The sequence below is a fragment of the Kocuria sp. genome, from assembly GCF_030536815.1.
Taxonomy (GTDB): Bacteria; Actinomycetota; Actinomycetes; order Actinomycetales; family Micrococcaceae; genus Kocuria; species Kocuria gwangalliensis.
Genome location: NZ_JAUNPE010000048.1, coordinates 15,080 through 16,277, shown reverse-complemented (window position 1 = coordinate 16,277; position 1,198 = coordinate 15,080). Strand labels below are relative to the sequence as shown.

Genomic DNA, 1,198 nt, shown 5'->3' with positions numbered 1-1,198 from the left:
AGAATCACGTCCAACGCGTTGTGTCCACCGGCTTTGACGTCCGGGGATCCTACATAGCCCACAATTCCACACATGCGGAGAACTCTACCGGAAACCGCCTGAGTCCCTGCTGTAGCCTGCCACCGTCGGCCCTAGACTGGTCTGAACATGAGCACACACTCACTGACTCATCGCGCATCCCCGTTTGTGGAGCTGGACCGGCAAACGTGGTCGCGCTTGTCGCACGAAATAGACGTGCCCCTCACCGCGCAGGAGATCGAGAACCTGCGCGGTCTTGGTGACCGCATGGACGTGGACGAGGTGCGCGAGGTCTACCTCCCGCTCTCTCGACTGCTCACGCTCTACGACGCCTCCGCGAATCACCTCAACTCTGAGACCAACGCGTTCCTGGGCGAGGACCACGCGCGCACTCCCTTTGTCATCGGCATCGCCGGTTCCGTTGCGGCCGGTAAGTCAACCACGGCGCGTCTGCTGCGCGAGATGCTTGCCCGCTGGCCCTCCACCCCCAACGTCCAATTGGTCACGACGGACGGGTTCCTGTACCCCAATGCCGAATTGGTCCGCCGCGGGCTCATGGAGCGCAAGGGCTTCCCGGAGTCATACGATCGCAGGGCGCTGCTGCGATTCATGTCGGAGATCAAATCCGGCGCCCCCGAGGTCCGAGCTCCCAGGTATTCACACACCACCTACGACATCCTCCCGGACGAGGAAATAGTGGTGACCAAGCCCGACGTCGTGATCGTCGAGGGTTTGAACGTGCTCGCCCCCGCCAAATTGGGTCCGGGAAACCGCGCGGCTTTGGCCTTGAGCGACTTTTTCGACTTCTCCATCTACGTGGACGCGCGAACCAGCGACATTGAGCGCTGGTACGTGGAACGGTTCCAGGCCCTACGTAGCTCGGCCTTCGCCAGTCCGCAATCCTATTTCCACCGCTATGCCAACCTCACGGACGCGGAAGCAGTCGAAGTGGCCACTGATATTTGGCGACGCATCAATGAACCCAACCTGGAGCAGAACGTGCGCCCCACCAGAGGGCGGGCGCGTCTCATCCTCTCCAAGGATGGGGACCACAAGATCAGGCGCGTGCTCCTTCGGAAGAATTGATATCGGGGTCTGGGTAATCTATCGGCATGCTTAATGGTTTCAAAGAATTCATCATGAAGGGCAACGTCCTTGACCTTGCCGTCGCCGTCATCAT

General features: G+C 60.4%; 2 protein-coding genes. Both read left to right on the top strand.

Going from position 1 to position 1,198, the window contains the following annotated elements; translation table 11 throughout:
• The first annotated feature begins 147 nt into the window (after window positions 1-147).
• The gene (coaA, locus tag Q4E95_RS06465) at window positions 148-1,104 is read left to right on the top strand and encodes a type I pantothenate kinase (protein ID WP_303382536.1); all 957 of its coding nucleotides are present in this window, start codon (window positions 148-150) and stop codon (window positions 1,102-1,104) included.
• A 26-nt stretch (window positions 1,105-1,130) separates the two neighbouring features.
• On the top strand, window positions 1,131-1,198 hold a 68-nt coding region (locus Q4E95_RS06460), incomplete at its 3' end, for an MscL family protein (RefSeq protein WP_303382537.1).